Raw genomic sequence first — 14,504 nt, forward strand, 5'->3', positions numbered from 1 at the left:
AAGCAGCGAACAGGTCAAGCATTCCAGCAGCACCATGCTGGCCAGCGCCGCCGAAAGCCATATGCAGGCACTGGCCAAGGTGCAAGCCTTGCAGGTGCAACGCACCTTCATGCAAACCCACGAATACGGCCAGGGGCTGTCGCGCTACCTGCTCTATCTGCGCCAGCGCGCGCAGCACGGCGAGCTGGCGCCGCAGCAATTGCGCCAGGAACTGACCCGGCAACTGCGCCAGGCCTTGATCGACAAGCCCGACCTGCTCGGCCTTTATGTGATTTTCGAAGCCAACGCTCTGGACGGGGCCGACAGCCATTTCGCCGGCCAGACCGAGCTGGGCAGCAACGAGGCCGGACGCTACGCCCTGTACTGGGTGCAGAGCACGCCAGGCGAGCTGCAAGCGGTCATCGGCGACGAGGGCTTGCTGGCCAATACCCAGCCCGGCCCCAGCGGCAGTCCGTACAACGCGTTCTATACCTGCGCCCGCGACCGCCAGGCAGCCTGCGTCCTCGAACCCTATTTCGACGAGGCATCCGGTACGCGCAAGCTGGTCACCAGCATCGCCTTCCCGCTCGTGGAAAACGGCAAGGTCATCGCGGTGATCGGGCTCGACATCAACCTCGCCGCCCTGCAACAGAGCAGCGAAGCCAGCAGCCGTGGCTTGTTCGACGGCAACGGCCGGATCAGCATCCTCAGCCCGAGCGGCGTGATCGCGGCGCACAGCCAGGATGCCAGCCGACTCGGCCAGCGCCTGAACCAGGTGCTGGGCAGCGAGGCCGGCGAGGTACTGGCCGCACTGCAACAGCAACAGGCCAAGGTGTTCGTCGACCCGCAACAGATCAGCGTACTCGAGCCGTTGGCGCCCATCGCCGACGCCGCGCCCTGGGCCATCCTCGTCGGCGTGCCGCAGCACATCCTGCTGGCACCGACGGAGCGCCTGCAACAAGAGCTCGACCAGCACCGCGAACAGGCTACCACCCTGGAACTGCTGCTCGGTGGTGGCGCGGCCCTGCTCGGCGTGCTGCTGATCTGGCTGGCCGCGCTGCGCATCACCCGCCCGCTGCAGAGCCTGACCCACATGCTCGAAGACATTGCCGAGGGTGAAGGCGACCTGACCCGACGCCTGGCCGTGCAGTCGCGCGACGAGATCGGCCAGCTGGCCAAGGCGTTCAATCGCTTCGTCGAACGCATCCACAGCTCGATCCGTGAAGTCTCTTCGACCACCCGCCAGCTCAACGAGGTGGCCATTCGGGTGGTCAGTGCCTCCACGTCTTCCATGGCCAACAGCGACGAACAGGCCAGCCGCACCGGTAGCGTCGCCGCCGCGATCAACCAACTGGGCGCCGCCGCCGAGGAAATCGCGCGCAACGCCGCCCACGCATCGCATCAAGCCTCGGATGTCCGGCAACTGGCCGAAGAAGGTAGCCAGGTACTGAAAAGAACCATTGCCGCGATGCACCAGCTGTCGAGCAAGATCGGCGCTTCGAGCAGCACTATCGAGACGCTCAACAGCAAAACCGTGGATATTGGCCAGATCCTCGAAGTGATCAAAAGCATCTCCGAGCAGACCAACCTGCTTGCGCTCAATGCCGCCATCGAAGCGGCACGCGCCGGGGAAGCCGGGCGCGGTTTTGCCGTGGTCGCCGACGAGGTGCGCAACCTGGCCCATCGCACCCAGGCGTCGGCGCAGCAAATCCAGACGATGATCGAAGGCCTGCAGGTGGACGCCCGCGATTCGGTCACGACCATGAGCGAAAGCCAGAGCCACAGCGCAGACAGCGTGACCATCGCCAATCAGGCTGGCGAACGCCTGGGCAGCGTCACTCAGCGTATCGGTGAGATCGACGGCATGAACCAGTCGGTGGCCACCGCCACCGAAGAGCAAACCTCGGTGATCGAGGCCCTGAACATGGATATCAGCGAGATCAACACCCTCAACCAGCAAGGCGTGGAGAACCTCAACGCCACCCTCCTCGCTTGCGCCGACCTTGAACAGCAGGCGGCGCGCCTGAAGCACCTGGTGGACAGTTTCCGCATTTGACCCCCAGCGCCAGCACGGACTGGCACAGGTACACAACGGATTGGCAGGCACAACAATGCCGCCTGTACGCCCTCAGGGCAGACTAGACCTGCAAAACCCTGCCAATGCCTTCGCGATCCGCTAAATCCAATAATTAAGGGAGCCCCCCTGATGCGAATAACCAGGATCCTTGCCCAAACTACCCTGGCTCTTGGCGTGTCGCTCGCCGGCGCGTACCCCGCCCTTGCCGAGCTGCCCGCTGACAGCGGCATCGGCCAGACCGTGTTGCCGTTTCCGCCATCGCCGCACCGCGCCTATATGATCGATGTCGAGTTCGACAACTTTGTCACCGGCCGTGTGGTCGTGGTCGACCCGGACCAGAAGCGCTTCCTCGGCATGATCAGCACCGGCTTCGCCGCGCCTTCGACCCTGAGCCGTGACGGCAAGCTGCTGTACAGCGCCGACCTGTTCTATTCGCGCGGCACCCGCGGCACCCGCACCGACGTGCTGACCGCCTGGGATACTTCCAAGCTGGCGCCGGAATGGGAAGTGGTGATTCCGGCCAAGCGCGCCGAGTCGCTGACCCAGCGTTTCGGCCTGTCCACCAGCGCCGACGACCGCTTCGTCTACGTCTACAACTTCACCCCGTCGACCTCGATCACCGTGGTCGACACCCAGTCCAAGGCCGTGGCCGGCGAAATCGCCATTCCCGGCTGCGTGCTCAGCTACCCGGTGGGCAAGCGCCGCATCGCCTCGCTGTGCGGCGACGGCAGCATCCAGCTGCTGACCCTCGACGACAGCGGCAAGGAAACCGCGCGCACCCAGACCAAATTCTTCGACCCCAACGCGGAGAAGCTGGTCGAGCGCGGGGTAAACGTCGGCGACACCTTCTACTTCACCAGCACCACCGGCACTGTGCACACCCTCGATCTGTCCGGTAAGGAAGCGAAAATCCTGCCGACCTGGTCGCTGGTCAACGACGAAGAGAAAAAGGCCGGCTGGGCGCCGGGTGGCTGGCAGCTGCTGGCTGTCGCGCCGAAGCTCAACCGCCTGTACGTGCTGATGCACGACGCCCACGAGGCGATGAAGTGGGAAGACCCGAGCAACACCATCTGGGCCTTCGACCTGAAAACCCAGAAGAAGGTCGCCACCCTGAGCACCGAAGGCGCGCCGATCTGGAGCCTGCAGGCCACCAGCGACGACAACCCGCTGCTGCTCGGCATCAACGTTGGCGGCGGCATGGACATCTTCGATCTCAAGAGCGGCAAGCACACCGGCACGATGGAAAAGCTGCATAAAACCGCCACGCAGATTCTCAGCCACTGAGCGAGGTGAATTCATGCACACCGATCCGATCCTGATCATCGCCAGCGCGATCGCCGTTGCGGTGATCCTGGCCAGCGCCGCGACCCACAAACTCCGTGCGCCGGTGCGTTTTACCAAGCAGCTGGAGGATTACCAGTTGCTGCCAAAGGCGCTGCTCAAGCTGGTCGCCCGCGGCCTGCCGCTAGTGGAAATCGGCGTGGCCTTTGCCCTGCTGGTTCCAGCCAGCCGGCCGAGCGCCGCCCTGCTCGCCGCGGCGCTGCTGGCGCTGTACGCGGCGGCCATCGGCATCAACCTGTGGCGCGGTCGCGCCGACATCGACTGCGGCTGCTCGGGCCCCGACCAGGCGCAACCGCTGCGCCCGGTACTGCTTGCCCGCAACAGCGTGCTGGTGGCGTTGGCGCTGGTCGCCGGCATTGCCCCGCAAGCGCGCGATCTCGGCATCTTTGACGGTTTCGTGGTGATCGCCGCGAGCACCGTTGCACTGTTCATCTACGCAGCTACCGAAGGCCTGCTGGCCAACGGTCCTCGTCTGTTCAAACTGATTGGAAGGTAAAATTATGGAAGGCTTGATCGTCTCCAACATCCTGCTCTGGGCACTGCTGATCGCCCTCGCCTTTGCCGTGATGGGTCTGGTCCGCCAGATCGGCGTGCTGCACTCGCGTCTGGCCCCGGCCGGCGCACTGATGGTCGACAAAGGCGTTGCGGTCAACGAGCCGGCGCCACAAGTCACCGCCGCCGACCGCAACGGCCGCCCGGTCAACTTCGGCTATGCCGGTGAAAAAGCCCAACTGCTGTTCTTCCTCTCGCCGACCTGCCCGATCTGCAAATCGCTGCTGCCGGCGATCAAGTCGATCGCCAAGGAACAGGCCAACCGCCTCGACGTGGTGTTCGTCAGCGACGGCGACATGGACGCCCAGCAGAAGCTGATCCAGGAACACAAACTGGAAGACGCCACCTACGTGGTCGGCCCGCAGGTCGGCATGACCTACCAGATCGGCAAGCTGCCCTACGCGGCGCTGATCGACCAGAACGGCGTGTTGCGTGCCAAGGGCCTGGTCAACTCGCGCGAACACCTCGACAGCCTGTTCGAAACCGAGCACCTGGGCAGCGCCACCCTGCAGCAGTACCTGCACGGTAACGGCCATGCGCATGCACATGCGCACGATCACAGCACCCCACATTCCCACGCATAACGATAACGAAAGGACAGGCCCATGAAACTCCTCGACCTCCTGTTCGAGCGCTCTGCCCGCCACGTCGCCGACACCACCTCGCGACGCAAACTCCTCGGCCGCATCGGTTCGCTGATGATTGCCGGCGCGGCCCTGCCTGTACTGCTGCCGATCGACCGCACCAGCAAGGCCCTGGCCGCCGACAAGCCGATGGCTGGCGATCCGGGTGATCCGAACAGCTGCGACTACTGGCGCTATTGCTCGATCGACGGTTTCCTGTGCTCCTGCTGCGGCGGTAGCGTGACCTCCTGCCCGCCCGGCACCGAGGCTTCTCAGGTGACCTGGATCGGCACCTGCCGTAACCCTGCGGATGGCAAGGATTACATCATTTCCTACAACGACTGCTGCGGTAAGCACAGCTGCAACCAGTGCGCCTGTACCCGCAACGACAGCGAAGAGCCCGCCTATCGTCCGTTCAACAACAACGACGTGAACTGGTGCCTGGCCGCCAAGTCGCACATCTACCACTGCACCGTGTCGGTCATCCGCGGCATCGCGGTCTGAGGTGGCGAAGATGCGCTCTTTGCTGATCATCGGTCTGACCTGCGCCCTGGCAGCTCCGCTGGCCTTGGCGCGGGCCATTCCCGATCCGAACCAGAAGCACGCGCCTGGCAACGAAGCGGTGCAAACCCCGATCGCCCAGGCGGGTTACAGTGCTGCGGTGAACTATCAGTTGCAGTGCGCGGGCTGCCACCTCGGCGACGGCAGTGGCTCCAGGGCCAATGATGTGCCACGCATGAAGGACTTTGTCGGTAATTTCCTCAAGGTCGACGGCGGGCGTGAGTTTCTCGTGCGGGTGCCAGGGATGGCCCAATCGGCACTCAACGATGAACAACTGGCTGTGCTGATCAACTGGCTGATGCGTAAGGACGGTATTGCCGGTGCGAGTCTGCCTGAGCACTACCAGCCCTACACTGGCGAGGAGGTGGCGGCGGTGAGGCACAGGTCGGTGCTCAATGTGCCGAATGCTCGTGCCGGGCTGATCAGCCAGATGCGTGCCAAGGGTATCGCTATAGAAGACGGTATGAATTATTGAGTGTGCGCTCAGATTGAGCCCGCCTGTTGGCGGGCTTTTTTTATGGATGGGTTGAAACTGTGGGCTTATCCGGTTTGGGCGGCGTCTGCGCTGACGCATCTTCGAAAGCAGACGCTGGCGGAGCCAGGCTGATGCCATCGCGGGGCAAGCCCGCTCCCACCGGGGTAATGGGTCACCCGGTGGGAGCGGGCTTGCCCCGCGATATCGACCTGCCAGTTACATCGCATCACGGAAAAATGCGCTTCAAGGTGTTGATCTTGACCTTCATGCACACCTGTCCACCATGTGTCCGGTCCGTACACCAAGACAAAAGGGACCCGCCGTAAGGGCGGAAGGGGCCAACAGCCTCACCACACAAAATGGATAAGCTCACAACCCCACAAAAAAAAGGCAGACCCACGGCCTGCCCTAAGGAGCAAAAAACGATCAGTGAGCGATGCACACCGATTTGATCTCGGTATAAGCCTCAACCACCGCACGGCCAAACTCACGCCCCATGCCCGACTGTTTGACACCCCCAAACGGCATGTTCGGATCGAGCAACACATGGGCATTGACCCAGACCGTACCGGCCTCGATACGCGGCACCAGGTTCATCGCCTTGGTCAGGTCATTGGTCCACAGACTGGCAGCCAGCCCGTAGACACTGTCGTTGGCCATGGCAATCGCCTGGTCCTCATCATCAAACGGAATCACCGACAACACCGGACCGAACACTTCAGCGCGAGCCACGGCCATCTCATGGTTGACGTCGGCAAGCACCGTCGGCTGCACATAGAAACCGGCACTCTCCACCAGCTCGCCACCGGTGACCACACGAGCGCCTTCCTGCTTGGCCGTCTCAATGTGCTTGAGCACACTCTGCTGCTGCTTGCGCGACACCAGCGGGTTGACTGCCGCGGTGGTATCCATCCCCGCACCGATCGACATCCCGGAAACTGCAGCCGCCAGGCCGGCGACGAAGTCGTCGTAGCGCGAACGGTGCACATAGAAACGTGAAGCGGCAGCACACACCTGACCGTTGTTGAGCAGACCGCCCAGCAGCGCCCCCTGCACGGCTTTGTCGATATCGGCATCAGCAAGAATGATCATCGGGTTCTTGCCGCCCAGCTCGAGCGCGAAGCGGGTCATGTTCTGCACGGCAACGCCGCCGACGATCTTGCCCACGGCGGTGGACCCGGTGAACGACACCTTGTCGATCTTCTGGTGCGAAGCGAGCGCCTGACCGACGTTGCCAGCCCCGGTCACCAGGTTGAATACACCGGCGGGGATGCCTGCCTCGATGGCCAGCTCGGCCAGACGCAGGGCGGTCAGCGGAGTTTCCGGCGATGGTTTGATCACCACCGTGCAGCCGGTGGCCAGTGCCGGCATCAACTTCCAGGTGGTGATCATCAGCGGGAAGTTCCACGGCACGATGCCGGCAACCACACCCACCGGCTCGCGACGGGCAAACGCGGTGTAGCGCGCACCTTCAGGCAACGGGATAGAGACATCGAGGGCCTGCCCTTCAATCTTGGTCGCCCAACCGGACATGTAGCGCATGAACTCAACGGTGGCGTTGACGTCAAGCATCCGCGCCATGTTGATCGACTTGCCCTGGCACAAGGTTTCCAGCTGCGCCAACTCTTCGCCGTGCGCTTCCACCAAAGCAGTGAAGCGCAGCAGGATGCGCTCGCGATCGGCCGGGCGCAGCCCCGACCAGACCCGCGACTCGTGCGCCTTGCGCGCCGACAGCACAGCACGCTCGACCAGTTCCACGCTGGCATCGGCCACCTGGGCGATGGTTTCCCCGGTCGCCGGGTTCAACACCGGCGAGGTGCTGCCCTCAGGCACAACCCACTGGCCATCGATGAAGCAACCATGCCGACGCTGCAGAAAAGCGGCGACCTGCGGCAGTACATCAACCTTGCTCATTGTCATTCCTCATCATTCATTGAATCGACCCAGGCTCACTGCTGGGTCAGGAAACAGGCAACCGCTGCGCTGTCTTCTGCAGCGGCCATTCCCGTGTAGGGCATGTAGGTTCCAGGGACGAAGGCCTGTGGCTGGGTAATGAAGGCTTGCAGGCTTTCGGCTTTCCAGTTCACGGCCTTGTTCTTCATCGCCTGGGAGTAGCTGAAGCCGGGGACGGTGCCCGAGGTGCGGCCTGCCACGCCATGGAGGTTGACCCCCATCATGCCGGTTACGTCTTTCTGCACCGCGTGGCACACCGAGCACTCCTGAGCGAACAGCTTGCTGCCCTTGTCCACCGAGGCCGGCGCACAGGCAGCGGCCTGCACCTGAGAGACCTGGAGCAGCGCTAGCACGCAGAGACCGGCCAGGCACCGGCGAATCTTGTTGTTATGCATGAAACTGAAACCTCTGACCTGAGCATCCGCACTGCCCGCTGAAACTCCTGACATGGGGAGGCCATCGACCGCGCAGGACGGAAGATGGCTTTTGACCTGTCGATTTAATCCGGAGTGGGCACAGAAGGTTTTTTTCTGCGTGCCAGTCGTATTGGTCGCGCTGCCAATACGATGGGTACTGAGGGGGGAAGCGCGCTTTAGGCGCACACCCCTTCACGCGGGATCAGGGGTGTGCTGCGGAGGGGATCAGTGCTGGTAACGCTTGCGGTACTCGCCCGGCGACACGCCAAAACGGGCTTTGAAGGCAGTGGAAAAATAGCTGGCGTCGGAGAAACCCCAGGAATAGCCCAAGGCCGACAGCTTCTGTTCGCCGCCACCGTGGCGCAAGGATTCGGCGCAGAAATCCAGGCGCCGGCTCTTGATGTACTGGGCAACCACCAGGCCCTTCTTCGAGAACATGCGGTACAAACCGCGTACCGACACCCCGACTTCACGCGCCAGAAGCTCGGGGCACAATTCTTCGCTGCGAATGTTTTCATCGATGAACGCAAGGGTCTTGCGGAACATCCGCTCATGCACATCCGGATCGGCCTCGGTATTGCCAATGACCGGGCGCAACAGACTGATGATGGCATCCAGCGTGGCTTCGCTCTCGTGCAGACTGAGCGTATCCAGGCGGCTGGCCTCCAGCACCAGGCGATTGGCCAGCAGCGCAATCGGCGAGCTGGCATCGATCCGTTGAGCGCAGCGAATGCTACTGAAACGCTGGCTATGCTCGACCAGATGCCGGGGCAGAATCAACGACAGCTGGCGCGAGTTGTCGCTGTAAGTGAAATCACTCGGCAAGGTCGCGTCGATCAGGGTGATATCGCCAGGACGCAACGTCACGCGCTGGCCGTCCTGTTCCATTGCCGCATGGCCCTGCAGCTGGAACGCGGCGAAGAAATGCCGGCCCTCGCTCTGCTCCACCTCGCGCCCGGTGCGATAGAGACGCGCCTGAGCGACATCAACGAGGCTCAGCTTGATCGCCCCGACCTTGTGCTCCTTTACCGAACCGGAAAAGTCTGGCCCCAGGGTTGTGGCACAAAAGCGGCCACAGGCCTGGTTGATTTGCTGCAGCCATTCATCAAAACGGTCTGCCCTGAGTGCACTTGCAGTCATCATGATGTGACAGGCCTCTCTCTCTTTTTATTATTAGCCAGGCACCGACCTCATCGCGCCTGGGTTACCTCGTTGTCCGCGCCTATTTAAGCCCGCCGAAGCGCCGATAGAAACTTTCTCCGACCTCCGGTAGTGGACCGTCGGCGGTTTCCAGCGCGCTGCTGAGAAACTCTTCGCCTTTGGCCTGGACCAGACGGTAGATATTGCGGCACAGCTGACGCGCCGCCCGGCCTTCCCAGTCCCCCGGGAGCAACTCGTCGGGCAGCTGCGGATCACGCAACAGCAGCTTGCGGTATTCGTGAATCAGCAAGGTTCGCGCCAGAAAACAGTCCATCGGCTGCAACTCATCCTGCTCGCGCAGCGCTTGCCACAAGGGGCGGAACAACTGGATGAATTCGCTGTATTGCCCGGCCAGCGCCTCGATGTTCCAGCTCTCGCGCACCTGCATGCGCAACGCCTTGGAGGCCAGTACGTCCTGAGCAGTGGTTTCAAACAGAATGGTGTCTTCCAGCACCTCAAGGTCCTGCAGGGTCGCCACCACATCGGCGCGCTCACAGCGCGGGCACGCCAGCATCACCGGCGAAATCGCACCAAAACCTTGCCACTCCAGCTCTTCGCGCACCTGTTTGCGCTTGTCCTGCGGCAGTTGCGACAGCAGCGCCAGGGTCCAGGAACCATCCCAGGCGGGCAGCGCCGAGCTGTAAACACGCTTGAACGCCTTCTCGAAACGACGGCGACCGGTCCCGGTCAGGCTGTAGTAGCTGCGCCGGCCGACCTTCTCGGCGCTCAACCAACCTTCCTTGGTCAAGCGGAAAATAGAAGTACGGATCAGCCGCTCGTTGATGCCAATGGGTTCGAGCAACTGGATCAGGCTACCAAGCCACACCGTTCCACCGTGGGGTTCGATGGCATCACCATAGAGGGTGATGATCAACGAACTGGCACGCAGCGGGGTCTGTTGCTGGAAGCGGGCGATCAACTGATTGAGGGGAGCAAGGGACGTCATGGGAGAACCGGGCATGAGAGTGCTGCGAAATATACCCGCTGAGCGCCAGTCCTGACCATTGCCAGCAAGCTTGAGCGCACTGCTCATTGCCCCTCCCCTTTGGGCCGCAAGGTGCTGGCACTGATCCGCGGGCGTGCCGCTTCGACCTCACGCAGCGGCTCGCAAGCGACCAGGCCCTGGCGGCAGCGCTGGGCAAGGCGCTGGTATTCCTCGGTACCTGCCCGCTTCCAGGCCACCTCCTCGTCACTGAGGCGGCGCTTGACCTGCGCTGGCGAGCCGAGCACCAGCGACTGCTCGTCGCAGCGAAAGCCGGCTTTGACGAAGGTAGTGGCGGCAACGAACGAACGCGCACCGATCTCGGCGTTGTCCATGACCACCGCATTCATGCCGACCAGCACATCCTCACCGATGCGGCAGCCGTGCAGCACCGCGCCATGGCCGATGTGACCGTTACGCCCGACCACCGTGTCACTCTCGGGAAAGCCGTGCATTACACAGGTGTCCTGAATATTGGCGCCCTCTTCCAGAACAATGCGCCCGAAGTCGCCGCGCAGGCTGGCCAGCGGGCCGACATAGCAGCCGGCACCGATGATCACATCGCCAATCAGCACCGCACTGGGGTGCACATAGGCGCTGGGGTGGACGACCGGGGTCAGGCCGTCGAGACTGTAGCAGGTCATGGCAGTGTCCTCATTGGGCCGCGTGGCGGCGGCTCTGGACGACGACGAAGCGCCGGCTGACGAAGGCGCCGTCACTGATCGAGGCATTCGCCGCCGGGTTGCCGCCAGTGCCATGGAAGTCGCTGAAGGCCGCCGACTGGTTGACGAACACGCCGCCGTCGAGGTTCACCGACAGCGCCACAGCGACATCCTGAGCCAGGGCTTCGGCCTGCTCGAGGAATGCCTCGTCGGTGGAGTACACACCCAGGGTGATGGCGCCTTTGGCGGCGATCACTTCGCCGGCGAGCTGCAGGCTGTGCGCGCTGTCGTCGGTGGCAACGATGAAGGCGATGGGGCCGAAGCGCTCTTGGGTATACGCGTCGCGCTGCGCGGCGTCGACCTTCAGCAGCAGCGGTGTATGCACCCGCGCGCCGGGGAACTGCGGATGCTCGCGCACTTCGCTGTCGAGCAGCACTTCGCCCAGCTCGCGGCAAGCGTCGATACGTGCCGCCGTCGCGGGCGACTGGATGGCGCCGAGCACTGCGCAGGCGCGGTCGTTGTCGGCGAGCAAACCTTTGATCGCCGCGCTCAGCGCTTCGGCAACCTCGGCGAAGCTGAGTTGTTCATCGCCATTGCGGATACCGCCGCGTGGCACATAGATAGCCTGGGTGGTGGTGCACATCTGCCCGGAATAGAGGCTGAGGGAGAACGCCAGGTTCTTTGCCGCCGCCTTGAGGTCGCGGGTGCTGTCGATGATTACGCTGTTGATGCCCGCCTTCTCGGTGAACACCTGGGCCTGCTGCGCGTGACGCTCCAGCCACTCGCCGAAGGCATTGGAACCGGTGAAATCAACCAGCTTGACCCGTGGGTCGAGCGCCAGCTGCTGCGCCACCGGAGCCTCAGGGGTATCGACCACCAGGCTGACCAGCGCCGGGTCGAAGCCCAGCTCGGCGAGCACCTCTTGTGCCACCTTGACGCTCATTGCCACCGGCAGGATCGCCCCCGGGTGCGCCTTGACCAGTACCGGGTTGCCGGTGGCCAAGCTAGCGAACAGGCCCGGGTAGGTGTTCCAGGTCGGGAAAGTCGAACAGGCAACCACCAGCGACAGGCCGCGCGGCACGATGTGCCAGCGTTTTTCCAGCTGCAGTGGATCGAGCTTGCCCTGTGGCTTGACCCACTGCGCCGCCTGCGGCACCTCGGCCATCGCTCGCCAGGCATAGGCCAGCGCTTCCAGACCACGGTCCTGGGCATGCGCGCCGCCGGCCTGGAAGGCCATCATGAAGGCCTGGCCAGTGGTGTGCATCACCGCATGGGCCAGGGTCGGGCTCAGCGCGTTGAGACGTTCGAGGATTTCCAGGCAGGCGCCAACCCGCGCCTGCGGGCCGGCATCGCGCCAGGCAGGCAGCGCCTGCTGCTGACGTGCCAGCAACTGCTCGGGATCGTACTGATCGTAGCTGACGCCAAGATCGAAGCCATAAGGCGACCGCTCGGCACCGACGCGCCCTACCGGGGTCGGCCCCTGCAGCACGAACGGCCGGTTGAGCAGCGCTTCGAATGCCGCCTGCGCGCCCTCTACCGCCGCTTGTGGGTACTGCTTGAGCTGCTCGCTGTAAGGCGACCAGTAGCCGCGTTCGGCGATGGCCTGCAGGGCGCGGTCGAGCGTGGCGCGGTGGTGGTCGAACAGCTCCAGGGCAGCACGGGTGGCAGTGGACGGCATCGATGAATCCTCGAAAAGCGGGCGGCAACGGCACAAAGCTACAGAAAGCGATGCGCTTGATGAGATTTTCTGTATCACAACGCTTTTTTGAGAATAAGTAAATACACCTGTATCGGAATTTCGTCAGCGCGCAGGCCTGCGCCCTTCACTTGCAGCCCGCAAACACGGGAGCTTGCGCTTTATTTGCTGGGCATCGATCGATTTCTGGCGCCACAAAAACGCCAACACATAAGACACAAAATAATTGTTTTGCATTGTTGTTTTGTATCGCTTTGTGCGTATACTCGGAAAAAGTCGGCCCCGGCAGGCGCCCTCGTCGCTGCCTGCCAGACCGCCGCAACCACCAATAACTAGCCGGCCAACCAAGCCGTGCGTGCAGCCTGAGGAGCGTTCGATGCCTCGCACCCTTGCCGTTCTTGCCCCCGAAGCGGGCGTCCGCCTGATTACCCTGCAGCGCCCGGAAGCGCTGAACGCCCTGAACACCGAGCTGCTCGGCGAACTGGCGGCCGAACTGGAACTCGCCGAACGCGATCCCGACACCCGCGCCGTGGTCATCACCGGCAGCCGCAAGGCGTTTGCCGCCGGCGCCGATATAAAGGAGATGGCCGAACGCGATATGGTCGGCATCCTCAACGACCCGCGCGTCGCCCATTGGCAGCGCATCGCCGCCTTCTCCAAACCATTGATCGCCGCGGTCAACGGCTTTTGCCTGGGCGGCGGCTGTGAACTGGCGATGCACGCCGACATCCTCATCGCCGGCGAAGACGCGCGCTTCGGCCAGCCGGAAATCAACCTCGGCATCATGCCCGGCGCCGGTGGCACCCAACGCCTGCTGCGCGCAGTCGGTAAATCGCTGGCCATGCAGATGGTGCTCACCGGCGAAGCCATCGATGCACGCTTCGCCCAGCGTGCCGGGCTGATCAGTGAAGTGACCCAGCCCGAGTTCACCGTCGATCGCGCCATCGCCATCGCTCGCGTGATCGCGCAGAAAGCGCCCTTGGCGGTGCGCCTGGCCAAGGAAGCGCTGCTCAAGGCCCAGGACACGGACCTGGCCAGCGGCCTGCGCTTCGAGCGCCACGCCTTCACCGTGCTGGCCGGCACTGCCGACCGCAATGAAGGCATCGCCGCTTTCCAGGCCAAGCGCCGCCCCGAATTCACCGGCCAGTAAGCCTGGCTGCCTCTTCCCTGGTTATCCCTAGAGCACCCCTGCGATGAATTTCCAGCACATCCTGTTTGCCATCGAGGAAGGCGTTGCCACCCTCAGCCTGAATCGCCCGGAACAACTCAACAGCTTCAACGCACAGATGCACGCTGAAGTGCGCGAAGCCCTCAAACAGGTACGGCAGAACCCCGACGTGCGCGTGCTGTTGCTCAGCGGCGAAGGCCGTGGTTTTTGCGCAGGCCAGGACCTTGGCGACCGCAACGTCGCCCCTGGCGCCGCCGCGCCGGACCTGGGCGAATCCATCGAGCAGTACTACAACCCGCTGATCCGCGCCCTGCGCGACCTGCCGCTGCCGGTGATCTGCGCGGTCAACGGCGTCGCCGCCGGGGCCGGGGCGAACATTCCGCTGGCCTGCGACCTGGTCCTGGCGGCGCGTTCGGCCAGCTTTATCCAGGCCTTCTGCAAGATCGGCCTGATCCCCGACTCCGGCGGCACCTGGACCTTGCCGCGCCTGGTCGGCACCGCCCGCGCCAAAGCGCTGATGCTGCTCGGCGAGCGCCTGAGCGCCGAACAGGCCGAACAGTGGGGGCTGATCTACCGCGTGGTCGACGACGCCGAACTGCGCAGCGAAGCGCTGAAGCTGGCGCGCCACCTGGCGACCCAGCCGACCTACGGCCTGGCGCTGATCAAGCGCAGCCTGAACGCCAGCCTGAACAACAGCTTCGACGAACAGCTGGAGCTTGAGCGCGACCTGCAGCGCCTGGCCGGACGCAGCGAGGATTACCGCGAAGGCGTCAGCGCCTTCATGGCCAAACGCACCCCAGCCTTCAAGGGACGCTAAGC

13 protein-coding genes and 2 pseudogenes are annotated in these 14,504 nt (G+C 63.6%); 9 read left to right on the forward strand and 6 right to left on the reverse strand.

Annotation, left to right across the window (positions count from 1 at the left end):
- Positions 1-109 precede the first annotated feature (109 nt).
- The 7 genes and pseudogenes from NPS47_RS25660 to NPS47_RS01845 form a co-directional block, all read left to right on the forward strand.
- Positions 110-1,177, forward strand: a pseudogene (locus NPS47_RS25660) (HAMP domain-containing protein); the annotation flags it as partial.
- 261 nt (positions 1,178-1,438) lie between these two features.
- A pseudogene (locus NPS47_RS25665) lies at positions 1,439-2,035 on the forward strand (methyl-accepting chemotaxis protein); the annotation flags it as partial.
- Positions 2,036-2,185: 150 nt separating this feature from the next.
- A complete protein-coding gene (locus NPS47_RS01825; protein WP_274293411.1) occupies positions 2,186-3,340 on the forward strand; it encodes an amine dehydrogenase large subunit in 1,155 nt (384 codons plus the stop codon).
- A 13-nt stretch (positions 3,341-3,353) separates the two neighbouring features.
- Positions 3,354-3,893: a MauE/DoxX family redox-associated membrane protein gene (locus NPS47_RS01830; RefSeq protein WP_274293412.1), complete on the forward strand. Its 540-nt coding sequence runs from the start codon at positions 3,354-3,356 to the stop codon at positions 3,891-3,893.
- Positions 3,894-3,897: 4 nt separating this feature from the next.
- On the forward strand, positions 3,898-4,533 hold the full coding sequence (gene mauD, locus NPS47_RS01835; protein WP_274293413.1) for a methylamine dehydrogenase accessory protein MauD: 636 nt from the start codon (positions 3,898-3,900) through the stop codon (positions 4,531-4,533).
- Positions 4,534-4,554: 21 nt separating this feature from the next.
- Entirely contained in the window at positions 4,555-5,076 is a 522-nt protein-coding gene (locus NPS47_RS01840) for a methylamine dehydrogenase light chain (RefSeq protein WP_274293414.1), read from the forward strand.
- A gap of 10 nt (positions 5,077-5,086) precedes the next feature.
- Positions 5,087-5,608 carry a cytochrome C gene (locus tag NPS47_RS01845; protein ID WP_274293415.1) on the forward strand — a complete coding sequence of 174 codons (522 nt, stop codon included), beginning with the start codon at positions 5,087-5,089 and terminating at the stop codon, positions 5,606-5,608.
- A gap of 426 nt (positions 5,609-6,034) precedes the next feature.
- Here the strand turns inward: NPS47_RS01845 and NPS47_RS01850 are convergent, their stop codons facing one another.
- The 6 genes from NPS47_RS01850 to paaN form a co-directional block, all read right to left on the reverse strand.
- On the reverse strand, positions 6,035-7,522 hold the full coding sequence (locus tag NPS47_RS01850) for an aldehyde dehydrogenase family protein (protein WP_274293416.1): 1,488 nt from the start codon (positions 7,520-7,522) through the stop codon (positions 6,035-6,037).
- Between the two features lie 35 nt (positions 7,523-7,557).
- A complete protein-coding gene (locus tag NPS47_RS01855) occupies positions 7,558-7,956 on the reverse strand; it encodes a c-type cytochrome (protein ID WP_274293417.1) in 399 nt (132 codons plus the stop codon).
- Positions 7,957-8,202: 246 nt separating this feature from the next.
- Complete coding sequence (gene feaR / locus NPS47_RS01860) at positions 8,203-9,120, reverse strand: transcriptional regulator FeaR (protein WP_274293418.1); 918 nt, start codon at positions 9,118-9,120, stop codon at positions 8,203-8,205.
- 79 nt (positions 9,121-9,199) lie between these two features.
- The gene (gene paaX, locus NPS47_RS01865; RefSeq protein ID WP_274293419.1) at positions 9,200-10,123 is read right to left on the reverse strand and encodes a phenylacetic acid degradation operon negative regulatory protein PaaX; all 924 of its coding nucleotides are present in this window, start codon (positions 10,121-10,123) and stop codon (positions 9,200-9,202) included.
- A gap of 83 nt (positions 10,124-10,206) precedes the next feature.
- Positions 10,207-10,803 carry a phenylacetic acid degradation protein PaaY gene (gene paaY, locus NPS47_RS01870; protein ID WP_274293420.1) on the reverse strand — a complete coding sequence of 199 codons (597 nt, stop codon included), beginning with the start codon at positions 10,801-10,803 and terminating at the stop codon, positions 10,207-10,209.
- A 10-nt stretch (positions 10,804-10,813) separates the two neighbouring features.
- Complete coding sequence (paaN, locus tag NPS47_RS01875) at positions 10,814-12,499, reverse strand: phenylacetic acid degradation protein PaaN (protein ID WP_274293421.1); 1,686 nt, start codon at positions 12,497-12,499, stop codon at positions 10,814-10,816.
- A 394-nt stretch (positions 12,500-12,893) separates the two neighbouring features.
- Between paaN and paaF the strand changes: the two genes are divergently transcribed.
- Together paaF and paaG are read left to right on the forward strand one after the other, a co-directional pair.
- A complete protein-coding gene (gene paaF / locus NPS47_RS01880) occupies positions 12,894-13,667 on the forward strand; it encodes a 2,3-dehydroadipyl-CoA hydratase PaaF (protein WP_274293422.1) in 774 nt (257 codons plus the stop codon).
- Between the two features lie 43 nt (positions 13,668-13,710).
- Positions 13,711-14,502, forward strand: a complete 792-nt coding sequence (gene paaG / locus NPS47_RS01885; RefSeq protein WP_274293423.1) for a 2-(1,2-epoxy-1,2-dihydrophenyl)acetyl-CoA isomerase PaaG — start codon at positions 13,711-13,713, stop codon at positions 14,500-14,502.
- The last annotated feature ends 2 nt before the right edge of the window (positions 14,503-14,504 follow it).

The sequence above is a fragment of the Pseudomonas putida genome, from assembly GCF_028682475.1.
GTDB lineage: Bacteria > Pseudomonadota > Gammaproteobacteria > Pseudomonadales > Pseudomonadaceae > Aquipseudomonas > Aquipseudomonas putida_AG.